Source organism: Desulfuromonas acetoxidans DSM 684 (assembly GCF_000167355.1).
Lineage (GTDB): Bacteria > Desulfobacterota > Desulfuromonadia > Desulfuromonadales > Desulfuromonadaceae > Desulfuromonas > Desulfuromonas acetoxidans.
Map to the genome: position 1 here is coordinate 19,406 of NZ_AAEW02000010.1, position 14,359 is coordinate 33,764.

9 protein-coding genes and 1 tRNA gene are annotated in these 14,359 nt (G+C 46.6%); 5 read left to right on the top strand and 5 right to left on the bottom strand.

Going from position 1 to position 14,359, the window contains the following annotated elements; genetic code table 11:
• The first annotated feature begins 14 nt into the window (after window positions 1–14).
• The 5 genes from DACE_RS09590 (at window position 15) to DACE_RS09610 (ending at window position 9,140) form a co-directional block, all read left to right on the top strand.
• Complete coding sequence (locus DACE_RS09590; protein ID WP_040366854.1) at window positions 15–1,121, top strand: GGDEF domain-containing protein; 1,107 nt, start codon at window positions 15–17, stop codon at window positions 1,119–1,121.
• A 29-nt stretch (window positions 1,122–1,150) separates the two neighbouring features.
• Window positions 1,151–3,937, top strand: a complete 2,787-nt coding sequence (locus tag DACE_RS17330; protein WP_006000729.1) for an EAL domain-containing protein — start codon at window positions 1,151–1,153, stop codon at window positions 3,935–3,937.
• Between the two features lie 32 nt (window positions 3,938–3,969).
• On the top strand, window positions 3,970–5,241 hold the full coding sequence (locus DACE_RS09600; protein WP_006000731.1) for a diguanylate cyclase domain-containing protein: 1,272 nt from the start codon (window positions 3,970–3,972) through the stop codon (window positions 5,239–5,241).
• Between the two features lie 100 nt (window positions 5,242–5,341).
• Window positions 5,342–6,199, top strand: a complete 858-nt coding sequence (locus tag DACE_RS09605) for a PhnD/SsuA/transferrin family substrate-binding protein (RefSeq protein WP_006000733.1) — start codon at window positions 5,342–5,344, stop codon at window positions 6,197–6,199.
• A complete protein-coding gene (locus tag DACE_RS09610) occupies window positions 6,189–9,140 on the top strand; it encodes a sensor domain-containing protein (protein ID WP_162013600.1) in 2,952 nt (983 codons plus the stop codon). Before DACE_RS09605 ends, DACE_RS09610 begins: the two co-directional genes overlap by 11 nt.
• 209 nt (window positions 9,141–9,349) lie before the next feature.
• Here DACE_RS09610 and DACE_RS09615 read toward each other — a convergent pair whose 3' ends face one another.
• The 5 genes from DACE_RS09615 to DACE_RS09635 all read right to left on the bottom strand — a co-directional run bounded on the left by DACE_RS09615 (window position 9,350) and on the right by DACE_RS09635 (window position 14,244).
• Window positions 9,350–11,107 (bottom strand): retron Ec67 family RNA-directed DNA polymerase/endonuclease, encoded by a 1,758-nt coding sequence (locus DACE_RS09615; protein WP_006000737.1) that lies wholly within the window; start codon window positions 11,105–11,107, stop codon window positions 9,350–9,352.
• Between the two features lie 527 nt (window positions 11,108–11,634).
• Window positions 11,635–11,721, bottom strand: a tRNA-Leu gene (locus tag DACE_RS09620).
• 104 nt (window positions 11,722–11,825) lie between these two features.
• Complete coding sequence (secG, locus tag DACE_RS09625) at window positions 11,826–12,125, bottom strand: preprotein translocase subunit SecG (RefSeq protein ID WP_006000739.1); 300 nt, start codon at window positions 12,123–12,125, stop codon at window positions 11,826–11,828.
• Window positions 12,126–12,247: 122 nt separating this feature from the next.
• Window positions 12,248–13,024, bottom strand: a complete 777-nt coding sequence (tpiA, locus tag DACE_RS09630) for a triose-phosphate isomerase (protein ID WP_006000741.1) — start codon at window positions 13,022–13,024, stop codon at window positions 12,248–12,250.
• Between the two features lie 29 nt (window positions 13,025–13,053).
• Window positions 13,054–14,244: a phosphoglycerate kinase gene (locus DACE_RS09635; RefSeq protein ID WP_006000743.1), complete on the bottom strand. Its 1,191-nt coding sequence runs from the start codon at window positions 14,242–14,244 to the stop codon at window positions 13,054–13,056.
• Between the last annotated feature and the right edge of the window lie 115 nt (window positions 14,245–14,359).

Sequence of the window (14,359 nt, forward strand, 5' to 3'; positions counted from 1 at the left end):
ATGGAATGATATATATGGACGTAATCGTCTGGAATGAAAATTTTGAAACAGGTCTTGATGATGTTGACCAGCAACATCGTCACCTGGTTGAGATCACCAATCGTTTTGGCCGCATTCTTTTCGACAAGAATGCGCTTTGCAAAGAGATGGAAGAGATTTTTGCTGAGCTGGTTTCGTATACACAGTATCATTTTTCCGAAGAGGAAAATCTGATGGAAACCATCGGCATTGATGAGCGTCATGTTGACTATCATAAAAATGAACATGCCAGCTTTTTGCAGAGTGTCCTTCATCTTTACGGTGAGAGTAAACTGGGGCGGGACACGGGAAAGCCGTTATTTGAATTTTTGATGAACTGGCTTGTCTACCACATCCTCGGCTCGGACCGAAGTTTTGGCGAGCAGTGTACTCTGATTGAACAAGGCAACAACCCGCAGCAAGCGTATGAACATTGTGAACATCAGGCGGATGGGGCAAAAGGGGTGTTGCTCGAAGCTCTCAATCGCTTGTTTCACCAGGTGCTCAATCGCAACCATGAATTGCGTGACCTGAATCAAACCCTTGAACGGCGGGTTGATGAAAGAACTCAAGAGCTGGTTGAGGCCAATCAACAGTTGGGCGAATTGGCTATGACGGATTTTTTAACCGGGCTGTATAACCGTCGTCATGCCCTGTTGACTCTCGAAGCACTTTGGGACGAAGCGCAACCAGAAGGGTTGGATTTGGCGTGTATCATAATTGACACCGATGGTTTTAAAGAGATTAATGATACCTACGGACACGATGTTGGAGATCAAGTGCTGTGCCTGCTGGCCCGTCAGCTCAAAGAGATGGTACGTACCGATGATATTGTGTGTCGAATGGGAGGGGATGAATTTCTGATCATCTGTCCGAAGACGGACATTGTAGGGGCAATGCACGTCGGGGAATTATTGCATCAGGCGATTAACGAGTTACAGTATCCACTTGGGAACGATTTACGTCAGGCCAGTACCAGTATTGGAGTGGCTGCGATGATGGACAATGTGCAAACACTTGAAGCTCTGCTCGTGGCGGCTGACAAAGGGGTTTATGAAGCCAAAAAAGCTGGAAAGAACTGTGTGAAAAGTCTTCAGGCGTAAACTGACGGCGCAAGGGATTGGAGCATTGTATGACCCACAGAACATCGACAAAGGGGTTGTGGTTCACCCTGTTTGTTCTATGGTCGGGACTTATTTTTTATGGCGCCTGGTCAGAATACACAAGTCAGCAACAGCTTATTATCGATCTGGCAAAGGCCGAAGCCGCAGGTAGCTTTAACAAGGATGTCGTTTATCGGCGCTGGGCTGCTAAGCAGGGTGGGCTTTATGTTTCCGTCAGTGATCATACGCCACCCAACCCCCACCTTGATCATGTTCCCCATCGAGACGTGGTTACTCGCGAGGGTCAACATCTGACTCTGGTCAATCCTGCCTATATGACTCGCCAGGTTCATGAACTCGGGGCTGTTCAATATGGTGCAAAAGGACATATCACCAGCCTGAATCCTCTGCGTCCCGAAAATACGCCCGATCCTTGGGAGAGGGACGCTCTAGAGCAGATGGAAACGAGTCCTGAAGAGGTTGTCTCTGTTCAACTTCTGGATGGAAAAGAATATCTGCGTCTGATTCGTCCGATGTATACCGAGTTGATGTGTTTGAAATGCCATAGCAGTCAGGGCTATGAGGTCGGAGACGTGCGCGGTGGGGTGAGTGTCTCAATTCCTCTTGCGCCTTACCGTGAGGCGCAATTGAACCTGTTTCGCAAAGATATGACACATCATGCCTTGCTGTGGGCGCTTGGCGTTGCCGGTTTACTTTTTCTCCGCCATCTTGTTCAAAGCCGCCTGCGCCGCGAAGACGAAGTGCAGCAGGAGATTGCTCTTTCAGAAGAAAAATACCGTGCTCTGTTTAGAGATTCTCTGATTGGAATTGCTATTGCCGATTGTACCAGTGGCAGAATCATTGAATGTAACAAAAAGTTGGCTCATCTGGTGGAGCGAACGCCGGAGGAGTTGATTGGTAAACCTCAGGATATTCTTCATCCCAAGTTTGAAAAAGACCAGGGCTCTGCTGTTACCCAAACGTTCAAAAAGCATCAGGATGAAGCACATGGCGAGGTGCTTGGATCTTATTTGATTACAAAGAGTGGTCAACTCAAAGATGTTGAGATTCAGGGTGGTACTGTGTCGTTTGGTAATCAAAATTATCAGTTTGGCCTGTTTCTCGATGTCACTGAACGGAATAAGTTTGAACAGCAGAACCACCGCTTGCTACAGGCGATAGACCAAAGCCCGATTTGCATCTTAATGACCACCTGCGACGGCAGGCCGGTTTATCTCAATCAGTTTTTCAAGGAAAAAACCGGTTATTCTTTGGATGAATGCTCTCATCCAGACAACCCTATATACCAATTTATACAACAACGGATCCCCGCACAGTGTGGATCAAACGATGGCCGAAACTATGATGAACCCTGGTTAGAGGAGTTGGAAATCCGCTCAAAAGATGGTGGAATTCATTGGGAACGTATCTCCATCTCTTTGGTTTATGATCTAAAAGGTCAATGTTCGCACCTGATTGTCATTGGTGAAGATATCACTGAAGAGAAGAAGAATGCGCAGCACTTTGAATTTTTGGCAACCCATGACAGCTTAACGGGATTGGCAAATCGGTTATTGCTTCATGATCGACTGGATCAGGCCATCTTAAAAGCCAAGCGGGTTCATGGGACTGTGTTCTTGATCTTGCTGGATGTTGATCGTTTTAAAATGATTAATGACAGCATGGGCCATGACAATGGTGACAGGCTCCTACAACTGATCGCCGACCGCCTTTTGAAGGTTGTACGTGAGTCGGATACGGTTGTCCGGTTGGGCGGGGATGAATTTGTCGTTCTGCTCAGCGAGGTTGAAACGCTGGATGACGCACTGTGTGCAGCAGAAGCGATTCACCGTGAGCTTTCCGAACCTTTTACTGTGAGCGAGCGACAAATCCCTTTAACTGTCAGCGCTGGAATCTGCAGTTATCCTGACCATGGGATGAGTTCTTTGGAGTTGTTGCGTCATGCGGATGTGGCCATGTACAAGGCCAAGGAAACGCACAGTCAGACCTGTATCTTTGAATCATCAATGGATGGTTTGGTTCTGGAATCTCTGGAACTGGAAGCGGAACTGCGCCAAGCCATTGTCAAAAACGAATTGCACGTGTACTACCAGCCTAAGGTGGATGCCGGTAGTGAGAAAATCGTTGGATTTGAAGCACTGTTGCGTTGGGTTCACTCGGATAGAGGTATGATTTCCCCCGGTGTGTTTATTCCTCTGGCCGAACAGACCGGATTGATTCACGAAATTGGCTTATGGGTGATTGAGGATGTTTGTCGTCAATTGAGGCAATGGGCTGATCAGGACTATGCCATTGTTCCGGTCGCGGTCAATCTTTCGGCAAAACAGTTTCAGTCGGTGGATCTTGCTAAGCAGGTTGCAACGATCCTGGATTCTTATCACATTGATTCAAGCTGGTTCGAGTTTGAATTGACGGAAAGTATGATTATGCAGAATCCGTTGTCGTCGATTCGCATTATGAAGGAGTTGAAAGATCTGGGACTTCGTCTTGCCGTCGATGATTTTGGGACGGGGTATTCGTCTTTAAATTATTTACGGCGCTTACCGTTGGATTATTTGAAAATCGACCGTTCTTTTATTGATGATGTAACACAGGATTTAAGTGCTGATGCCGTGGCGACGAGTATTATCGGTATTGCCAGGAGCCTTGGTATGCAGACCATTGCAGAAGGGGTGGAAACGGCTGAACAATTGATGTTTTTGAAAGACAATAACTGTGATTTTATTCAGGGCTTTTATTTCTACCGGCCTATGCCGGTTGATGATGCGACCAGCTTGCTGGAGCGGTCCTGCTGAATGCTTTTTCCAGATGCCCGAGGGGGGTCATTTTGCTTCAGACTGGAAAAAATAAAAAGATACTTGCCTTAACCGGTGTTTTTCTCGGCATCGCCATGGTGGCGTTGATCGTGCTGTTTCACACGGTGATCCACAAAAGCCAGATGCTCAAGGCACAGGAGGCCGTTTATAACCTGCTGCAGGTGCAATTGGCTATTCGCGAGTATGTGCATGATACGATTCGTCCGGAGATCTACCGTCTTCAGGACCAAGGGGTCATGCAAGCGGATTATTTTTCTCCGGAACTGATGTCCCGCTCATATATTTCTCGCGAAGTTTTGAAAACTTTTCTTGATTTGCAGGGCAAAGAGTTTTCGGCGTCTATTTTTCGCTATGCTTCCCGGTCCCCCCTTAACCTCGAAAATCAGGCAACCGCTTTTGAAGAACAATTGCTGAGCAAGTTTGAGAACGACGAGATCAGCGAATATTGCGAAGAAATTGTTCAAAATGGTCAGGCCGCTCTTTTTTATGCGGTTCCGCTTGGGCGTTTTGATTCAAGCTGCCTGCTTTGCCACAGTGATCCCGCCATTGCTCCGCCCTCTTTAGTTGCCCGTTACGGCGACAGTCACGGTTTTTATCGCCAGGAGGGGCAGTTATCCGGGTTGATGTCGATCAGTATTCCCCTGGCCAGATTCAATGCGCAATGTGTAAAAACTTCAACCGTCGTCGCTTTTTTGACCGCCCTTGGCTTTGTTGCTGTTTATTTTATGATTCGGGCACTGTTGGTCAAAAAGGATGGTCAGGATTTGCTCCTCGAACAGCAAAACAGAGAGTTGGATCGTTTATCGACGACAGATCCGTTGACCGGCCTGTGGAATCGCCTGCGTTTTAACCATGAAACTCCGCGCTATATTGCACAGGCGCAAAGCAGAAAAGAGTCGTTGGCCATGGCCGTGATCGATATTGATCATTTTAAAAAGATCAATGACACTTTCGGCCATAGTATTGGCGATGAGGTCCTGAAAATTTTCAGTGCCTATTTGCAGGAAAAATGTCGCAAAACCGACTTTCTTGCGCGGCTCGGTGGCGAAGAGTTTGTGATTTTGACCCCCGCTATCACCAAAACAGAGCTTGAGCATTTTTGCCAGCGTTTACTTGAGGGGATGATTGTCGTTGAATACCCCCATAATCTTAAGTTGACTGCAAGTGTGGGTGTTGCCCTTTATCAGGATGGCGAAGACCAGTCTCTTTTCTTCAGTCGGGCTGATCGGGCCATGTATGAGTCGAAAGAAAAGGGCCGTTACTGCTACACCATAGCCGAATAGGGGGCGTGTTTTGTGCTGTTGCCCATCCCTGGGGCGGCGAGCCTTTTGCCGGTAGTCTGTTGGTGCCGGAATGGAAGAACCATAAACTGGGGGCTGATGAATGAAAATCCGGTTATTGATTGTGATGTTTTTCGTGTTGGCTGTTCCTTTGTGCTCGTTCGCAATGACTGCCAAGCCGTTGGTGTTTGTCGTACATCCTTTTTTGTCTGCATTAGAGCTGCATGAGCGTTTTCAGCCTCTCGTTGATGAACTTTCTGTGCGTATCGGTCATGAGGTCGTTTTACAGGTTTCAAAAGATTATCCTACCCATGTTGACACATTATGCTCTGGACGGGCGGATATCGCTTTTCTAGGGCCCTCGATCTATGTCAACGCATTTGACCGCAATCCCGATATTAAACTATTGGGCGTGCTCAACGGCCGGGTCCCGATGTTGCGGGGTGTTATTGTGGTTAGAGCAGATAGCCCTCTGAAAAATCTGTCCGATCTCAACCGGCACTCGATTGCGTTTGTTTCGCGCGAATCGACCATGGGATTCAAGCTCGCTTGCGCCGAATTGCATAAAGTGGGGATTTCTCTTGAAAGCCTGAGTTCATATGCGTTTTTGGGGAATCATGAAAATGTGGTTTTTTCGGTGCTGGCGGGAAAGTTTGATGCCGGCTCAGTCAAATATGAAGCCTATGAAAAAATGAGCACCAAAGGGCTGCGAATTCTGGCGGTTCAGCCGAAAGTGGCTGACCATGCTTTTGTGGCCTCCTCTTCGCTTGAAGAGGAGGTTGCCCTGAAGATCAAAGAGGTTTTGTTGCATCTCAACGACACAAAGGCAGGTCGAAAAATCCTGCACAAGTTGCGCTCTGATGCCGTTGCTATCCGGCCTGTTCACAATGAGGACTATGATCCCTTACGATTGTGTACGGATTGTTTTAACCAGATAAATGTGGATGACAATGAAGAGTAATAGAGCTGGCTTAAAAAGCGTGATGACCTACCGGCGTGTGGCATTAATGCTGGCTGTTTTGTTTTGCCTGTTTATCGGGCTGGCAGGTCTTGTGTCATCCATGGCACGCGAAAAGCAATTGGAACAGGCTCTGCAACAGAGTTTCAACCTGGAACAGGAACTGATCACTTCGATGCTGAGCGAAGCATTGCTGCGCAGTGACTATGTTCAGGTTCGTAAAATGCTCCATGATTATTTTGAAAAGCATCCTGAATATATCGCAATAACCCTGACATCACCCAATGCGTTTGAAATTTTTTCAGCCAACCGGCAAGGGGATTCAGAGAAAGAATTTCGCAGTGCAAAAACGCAGATCCTGGTCAAAAATGTCAATGAAGGGATACTGGAGCTCAAAAAACAGGACCAGGTCAAGACTCTGGAGTGGCTGAATCATGCCGGAACCGTTGTTGTGGTCGTGACTGTTCCGCTGCTTTTTTTGGCGCTCCTTGTGTGGGTGATCGTTAAAAAGCTCGGTCTCGATCCGCTCTATTTTGAAGCGGAGAGTCAGGCCACATCCTATGAAGCCCTTTTTAAGCAAAGCAAAGAAGCGATACTGATCCTTTCTGAATCCGGTGACATTGAAAAAATGAATCCTGAGGCTTTAAACCTTTTCCATATCCAGGCGGAACGTTTGCCGATCAATCTTGAAAATCTTCATATGCCGGAAAGTTGTCTCTCGGTAAAAGAGTTTGTGAATACGGCCCGTGAGAAAGGTTTCTGTAGTGATGTGGTTCATTTGCCTGCCAGGGATTTATATCTTGAGGTTGTTGCCAGTCTTATGACGGTGCAGGGGGCGCAAAAGATTCAGTTTCTTCTCCACGATGTTTCTGATGTGCATCGTTATAAAGAAAAACTTGAGAGTTTAAGTGTTGAACTGAAGAACAGCCTGAGAACCTACCAGGACCTTTTTAACACTGTTGCTGACGGTTTGGTTGTGCGTGATGTTAACGGTCATTTTTTGATGGCTAATCAGGCATTTTTATCTTTACTTGGCTACCGGGAAGAGGAGCTGATTGGCACGCACTGCACCAAAGTTTGCAAAGATAAAAATTGTGAGCGTTTTGCAGAAATTCTGCAGGGCCGAACCATTGTGTTTAAAAGCACGCACACAACAAGGAATGGTGAAAAAATTCCTGTGGAAGTCAACAGTACCTTGGTCTCTTTCAAAGGGGACACCGCTGTCTTGAGTTCGGTGCGGGATATCCGTGAGCGTTTGGAAAAAGAGGAACAGCTCAAACAGCTCATGACCGTGGTCGAAAACAGCAATGACGGGGTTTTAGTTACTGACGTGACCGGTAGTATTATTGCTGTTAACAGGGCGTTCTGCAGGATTAGTGGTTACGATGAAGAGGATGTTCTGGGTAAAACTCCGCGCATGTTTCAATCCGGGATCCATGATAAGTCCTTTTATCAAGCCATGTGGAATGAACTGGCTCAATACGGTCAATGGCAGGGAGAGATCTGGAATCGCAACAAAGATGGGGAGAGCTATCCGGAAATGTTGTCGATTCGTGCCCTGACCGACGATGCCGGGACTGTTTATCGCTATGTCGGTATCTTCGCGGATCTGAGCAATGAAAAGGCGTTGGAGAAAAAAGTGCTTCATCTGGCTCAAACAGATCCACTGACCGGCATGGCCAACCGAGTTCTGTTTCGTGATCGACTCCAGCAGGCGATCAAGCATGCCCAGCGCCATGTGACGACTCTTGCTGTTTATTCTTTGGGGTTGGACCATTTTAAAAAAATCAATGACAGTCTTGGGCATGTTATTGGCGACAAGATCCTTATCGAAGTTGCCAAACGGCTAAAAAAATGTCTCAGAGGTGAAGACTCTTTCTGCCGCCACAGCGGCGATGAATTTACGTTGATGACCTATGGTGGCGCTGATGCCATGGATGCCTCTACAGTTGCGACTAAGATTCTCAACGCGATTCGACTTCCCTTTATCGTTGATGGGTCAGAACTCTTTTTGACCGCAAGTATCGGCATTGCCCTTTTTCCCAGAGACAGCAGTGACGATCTTGGACTCATGCAAAAAGCCGAAAACGCCATGCACCAATCCAAAAAAAATGGTCGTGATTGTTTCTGCTATTTTTCACGGGAGTTTTCTCAACAGGCGGAACAAGCGCTCCATCTAACCAACATGTTGCATAAAGCGCTTGAAAAAGAGGAGCTGCAGCTCTATTACCAGCCTCAAGTTGATCTTGAAAGCAGAGCAATTATTGCTGCAGAAGCCCTGCTTCGTTGGCACAATGACGAAATGGGCTGGATTTCCCCTGCGCAAATGATCCCGATTGCGGAAGAGAGCGGCTTGATCCTTCCGATTGGGCAGTGGGTGCTTGAGCAGGTTGCGCAACAGATTCGCAGTCACTATGAAACAAACAAAGAGTGGCTGCCGATTGCCGTGAACATTTCTGTGAAACAATTTATCACCGATGATTTTATTGAAATGGTCATGAAGATTATTGACGCGCACGCTATTCCTGCCAGATGTCTGGAACTTGAATTAACGGAAAGTTTGATGTTGGCCGATGTCGAGCTGGCGGTGAAAAAGATGGGTGAACTGCATACGTTGGGAGTGCCTCTGGCGCTGGATGATTTTGGTACCGGCTATACGTCGCTCGCTTACCTGAAACGATTCCCTGTCAATAAGATAAAGCTCGACCGTGCCTTTGTTACGGATATTCATCACAGCAAAGGTGACGCCGCATTGGCAAAATCATTGGTGGCTTTTACTCGCGAAATGGAATTCGAACTGATTGCCGAAGGGATTGAGGAAGAAATTCAGGGGGAATATCTTAAAGCGATGGGCTTCCGTTATGGCCAGGGATACCTCTATTCTCGGCCATTGCCCAAAGAAGAGTTCTCGAAGTTATTTACGAATCAAATGCTTACTGCATAAGTTCTTATGCTTCGCGTTTCAGCTTTTTAAAACAATAAAAAACCCGATACAACTCAATGTATCGGGTTTTATCTTCATTTGGTGCCGAAGGCGAGACTCGAACTCACCCACTATGTGGTAATATTATACCGTTAACACCAATTATTACCCTAATTGACCCACTCTTTTAAGTTTATTGATTGTAATCTTAAACTACGCAATAAATCAAGTTATGAATTGACAAATTTCTTATGATATTTAATTACCTTTGCAATACGCAATAGTAATGGAATAAAACCATCGAAATTGATTTCCTTATGTTTGTCTTTGACGACTTTGAGTGAAAAAGTATTTTTACCATATTTTGTTGTGCTATCGTATTCGTTGCTTGGTTCAAATTCCCTTCCATCAATTTTATAGCTTAGAGCTTTATCGTCAAATAAATTCTCCATCATACTATCATTACCATTATCACGAGGGGTTAAGATGAGATATAAGTTTGACACTATATGTATAAAATCAGAATTTCTGATACTGTTGTTCTTATTATCTTCTTCAATCTTTGGAAATATTATTTTCTGTGAAGAGAGCCAACCGATTAGTCCATTTGGGCCATTGTCGTTGTCAAGCACTAGTATGACAGGGTTTTGTGGTGTTTTTACGTTGTAATATTTTAGGCTTTTCTTATATCTCTGTGAGAAGAACTTTAAATAATTCCCACCACCATATAGGTCTAGAAGATAACGTGTTCTTTTTGTGTAATCAAAAAGACTGACAGGCAGTTCTAACTGGTCATTGTCGTTTTTTGTCGGCTTTAGTTCATTGGAGGTGTTGGATTTGCTTTTTAACGCATATTTTATATAGATATTGTCTGTCTTTCCTTCAAATAAAAGTGTTGGTTTATTGTTAGCTATGAAATTCTTGTAGTAAAGGAAATCACTAAAAGTAGACTCTCTTCCATTTAGCTTTTCTCTGTGTGTATCAATGCCCCTATCTTTTAGAGAATATCTGTGATCTAGTGATTCTTTACAGTTGTAGTGGTTATATCTGTCAATTGAATCTATAAAATTAAGCTTTCCGTAAAGCTCATCTATTGTACCTTTTCTGAGATTTCCATTTTCATTTATTGTGAATTCTCCTGTCTTAAAGAGACTGTGACACATTGCTCGTGTTTCTCTCCAGTATTCTCTTTTAATGTTTATTTTTTTGTTTACAATTAGTCCTGTTACATCTTGACGTGAATCAGCGAACTGGAGTCTTGTCTTTTTGTGGTTAATGTTAAATCCTGATCTTCTAATCTCTTCTTTTAGCTTTTTACTAAGGGTAACTTTTTTGTTTTCTATTGAAACAATTTTTTCTGAGAAATTTCTTTCTCTTGTTGAGAAAGTAATATCGTCAGCATATCTTGTGTAAACACTGCTGGATTTTTTTGCAAGCTGTGCAAGTCGAATATCTAGTGGATGGGTAATTAGGTTGGTGATTACAGGTGAACATGGACTTCCTTGCGGAAGAGTGTCGTTTAGACAAGCTATTTTTGCAATTATTGTTGCTATATTTTTATCTAGTTTAAAGTTGTTGTTTTTAAGAAAAAAACCTCTAACTCTTCCAAAATTAAAACTTCCGAAAAAATCTTCAAGATCAATATTTAATACATTTTTTTGTCTTACATGGAGCCGGGCATTTGTGATTATAGAGCGTTTTCGAACAAAGCCATGTGATAGTGTAGAAATTATTTCTTTTTCTTTGTTGATGTCGTCAATGCAGTCTAGAAGTAGATTTGATAGTCGTGATTGAAGGTCTTTTAATTCTGCTGTTGGTGCATGAATCGTTCGGAATCCACCACTTCGTTTTGGGATTTGGAATTCCTCGTATTGGTCTTCTATTGGGGTGAGATATAAAGTGTTGGTTAAAAAAACGGTACTGACTTTTAATAACTTTGCAAAATCTTTTTTGTCTTTAGCGAGTCTGATTCTTTCAAGTTTAGTCATTTATTGTCTTTGGAGAGAAGGGGGGAGGGTGCTTATGGGCACTCCTACGCATCTATTTTAGTCATGTGACCAGTAACATTGAAGGGCCGCTATCGGGCGAATGATGCGACACCATTTTTTCACTGATTGCAGAAACGCAATCCAAAATCTGCCCATAAGCGTCAATCAGGTTACTATTTCCGATCCTTGGTGTCAATCAATTGGGTTTAACTTCTGAGAAGAATTTATTTTAAGCTTTTCTTCTTTTTTTGAATCTCACCAAGTGACTCTCTCGACTATGCATAACCTTGGAATAAAAAACTCCTGTAAAATAGGAGCTGTTTTGTATTTGGGGGGTGCCGAAGGCGAGACTTGCCCACTTGGTCACCGCCGTCGTGGCGGTTCCTGCGTCGGCTTCTCTCCATTCGCTGACGCGCCATCCCTGGCCGCCATTCCGACATTAAGTCAGCGCTCACTGCGCTTCAAGTCTCAACGCATAGACAATAAAAAACCCGATACAACTCAATGTATCGGGTTTTATCTTCATTTGGTGCCGAAGGCGAGACTCGAACTCGCACGACCAATTGGCCACCACCCCCTCAAGATGGCGTGTCTACCAGTTCCACCACTTCGGCGCTAACGAGGTTGTATTTATACTGATTTGACCGGGTTTTTGTCAATAGAGAATCCGGTCGATGAGCACTTTTTTTTTGCCGTGAAGTTGCGGCAGAAAAATTATCTATTCAGCGCTCTGTTGTTGCTGGGTTTGTACCGGTTGAACCTGGTCCGGCATCAGGCTGTCAGAGCCGGGCTTGCCGTACAGATAAGCCAGAGACAAACTGGTCAGCATGAAAAGGCATGCTGCAAACGTGGTCATTTTGCTCATGAAGCTGCGGCCGCCGGAAGCGCCAAAAACGGTTTGACTGGCACCAGCACCGAAAGAAGCACCGGCTTCGGCCCCTTTACCAGCCTGAAGCAGAACGATTACGATAAGTGCAATGCACACCAGAACATGTACCGTCAGCAAAAAAGGAATCATGGTGAGCTTGATCTCCTGTTAGGGTCATTAGTCGGGTATCCATAATCAATAAGAATACCGGTTCGCGAACAGCGAAGCACTCTAACACAACTTTGGCGTTACTGCCAAGGGGTGTTTTTATCCTAGTGCGGCGCCATTTTCAAAGACTTTTTAAAGCGAACGATGGCACTGAAATCTTCCGCTTTCAGACTGGCACCACCGACCAGGGCACCGTCAATGTCTTCCTCGGCCATCAGCTCACTGATGTTACCGGGCTTGACACTGCCGCCGTAGAGAATGCGGCACTGAGAGGCAATGTCTGTTCCAAAGCTGCCGTGCAGCAGGCCACGGATGTAGGCGTGAACTTCCTCGGCCTCTTCACTGGTGGCAGTTTTTCCGGTGCCGATGGCCCACACCGGCTCGTAGGCGAGAACCACCTGAGCCATCTGCTCAGCAGTGATCTCTTCCAGAGCACCGCGTATCTGCGCTGCAATCACTTCAAATAACTCACCGCTTTCACGCTGCTCGAGAGTTTCACCAACGCAGATGATGGCGGTCAGGCCGTGTTTGAGGATGGCGCGCGCCTTGACATTGACAAAGTGATCGGTCTCGCCAAAGTATTGGCGACGCTCCGAATGTCCGACGATGATATGGCTGCAGCCGACATCGGCCAGCAGAGGAACGGACACCTCGCCGGTATAAGCACCATCATCCATACAGTGGCAATTCTGTGCCGCCAGTTGAACGGGAGACTCCGTACATATCTTGCCGACCTCAGACAGGGCGGTAAACACCGGAGCTATGACGATCTCGGTTTCGGTGACGTCGCTTAAGTCGTTGACCAGAGCCTGGGCCAACTGGCAGGACTGCTCGACAGTGTTGTGCAGTTTCCAGTTTCCGGCAATGAGTGGTTTACGCATTGAAACATTCTCCTGTGAGACTGGATGGTTTATTGATCGGTCAGCGCGGCGATGCCGGGCAGGGTTTTGCCTTCGAGAAATTCCAGTGATGCACCGCCACCAGTTGAGATGTGGGTCATCTGGTCGTTGAGACCGGCCTGGTTGACTGCCGCCACCGAGTCACCACCGCCGATGATGGAGATGGCATCCGATTTTGCCAGCGCTTCGGCGACAGCAAAAGTGCCTTTGGCAAACGCCGGGAATTCAAACACGCCCATGGGGCCGTTCCAGACCACGGTTGCGGCTTCAGTCATTTTAGCGGCATAGGCCTGGGCGGTTTGTGGACCGATATCGAGTCCCATCTCGTTAGTCGGGAACGCCTCGTTGGTATAGACGCTTGCCGCAGCCTCTTTATCAAACGCCTTGGCGGTAACATGATCAACGGGCAGCATTAGTTCAACGCCGTTCTTTTCGGCCTTGGCCATCAGTTCTCGAGCTAGGTCGAGCTGGTCGATTTCCACTAATGAGGTGCCGATTTCAACGCCTTGTGCTTTCAGGAAGGTGTAAGCCATGCCGCCGCCGATGAGCAGGGCGTTGACTTTGTCGAGCAGGGTGTCGATAACGGTGATTTTGTCGCTGACCTTGGCGCCGCCGATCACGGCAGCAAACGGACGCTTGGGGGCGTCGAGGGCTTGCCCCAGATATTCAAGTTCTTTGGCCATCAGGAAACCGGCCGCTGCCGGTTGCAGCAGGCGGGCAATCCCTTCCGTGGAAGCGTGTGCGCGATGAGCGGTGCCGAAGGCATCATTGACATAGATGTCGGCCAGTTCGGCCAGTTCGGCGCAAAATGCTGGGTCGTTCTTCTCCTCGCCGGGATAAAAGCGCATGTTTTCCAGCAGCAGCACATCGCCGTCGTTCATGGCCGCGATCTGTGCTTTGACCTCATCGCCGACACAGTCTTTGGCCATGGTGACCGGCTGATCGAGCAATTTGCTCAGATAGGGCGCCACCGGCGCCAGGCTGGATTCCGGTTTGAAGCTGCCTTTGGGGCGACCGAGATGAGAGGCGAGGATCAGCTTGCCGCCCTGTTCAATAATATAGCGAATCGTAGGCAATGCAGCGACAATCCTGGTGTCATCGGTAATGGTTTGAGCGCTGTCGAGAGGAACGTTGAAGTCGACGCGGCAGAAAACCCGCTTGCCTGTTAATTCAAGTGCGGTGACAGAAATTTTGTTGAGCATGTGCCTGTGTTCTCCTGTTGCTTGTCGTGTGCTCCTCATCGGTGAGGAGGTGGTTGTCTTTTGATGTAAAAACAGGAGATGCCGCCATGGCATCTCCTGATGGATTGACTGTGTT

Excerpts from the sequence above, each read along its gene's own strand:
- DACE_RS09635 (WP_006000743.1), bottom strand. The coding sequence starts at position 14,244 with ATGCTCAACAAAATTTCTGTCACCGCACTTGAATTAACAGGCAAGCGG.
- DACE_RS17330 (WP_006000729.1), top strand. The coding sequence starts at position 1,151 with ATGACCCACAGAACATCGACAAAGGGGTTGTGGTTCACCCTGTTTGTT.
- DACE_RS09590 (WP_040366854.1), top strand. The coding sequence starts at position 15 with ATGGACGTAATCGTCTGGAATGAAAATTTTGAAACAGGTCTTGATGAT.
- secG (WP_006000739.1), bottom strand. The coding sequence starts at position 12,125 with ATGATTCCTTTTTTGCTGACGGTACATGTTCTGGTGTGCATTGCACTT.
- DACE_RS09605 (WP_006000733.1), top strand. The coding sequence starts at position 5,342 with ATGAAAATCCGGTTATTGATTGTGATGTTTTTCGTGTTGGCTGTTCCT.
- DACE_RS09610 (WP_162013600.1), top strand. The coding sequence starts at position 6,189 with ATGAAGAGTAATAGAGCTGGCTTAAAAAGCGTGATGACCTACCGGCGT.
- tpiA (WP_006000741.1), bottom strand. The coding sequence starts at position 13,024 with ATGCGTAAACCACTCATTGCCGGAAACTGGAAACTGCACAACACTGTC.
- DACE_RS09615 (WP_006000737.1), bottom strand. The coding sequence starts at position 11,107 with ATGACTAAACTTGAAAGAATCAGACTCGCTAAAGACAAAAAAGATTTT.